This is a genomic window from Tetzosporium hominis, from assembly GCF_002265435.1.
GTDB classification, from domain to species: Bacteria; Bacillota; Bacilli; order Bacillales_A; family Planococcaceae; genus Chryseomicrobium; species Chryseomicrobium hominis.
The window spans coordinates 1-245 of sequence record NZ_NOKQ01000073.1; the positions used below are offsets into that span (position 1 = coordinate 1).

Consider the following 245-nt stretch of genomic DNA (forward strand, 5'->3'; position numbering starts at 1 on the left):
TCACAGTGCTGTATTCTTTTAATTGATTTTGATAGTACAATAGCTCAACCGCATCCATTTCAGTAATTAAGCTTTCTTTCTGAATTTGCTTGAACGTCTCGAGCGTTGTCTGATCGTATGACACAACCTCGTTTTTAGCGTTTAAGTGCAACACCACTTGTCCGATCATATTAGAAGAATTATCGGTCTTCTGGTATATATAATCACCTTCATACGTTTGGAAGAAAATAATTTCTTTCTTCGAT

1 pseudogene is annotated in these 245 nt (G+C 35.5%); it reads right to left on the reverse strand.

Features of this window, described 5'->3' with window-relative positions:
• Positions 1-245 (reverse strand): annotated as a pseudogene (gene walI, locus CF394_RS00250) (WalRK two-component regulatory system regulator WalI); the annotation flags it as partial.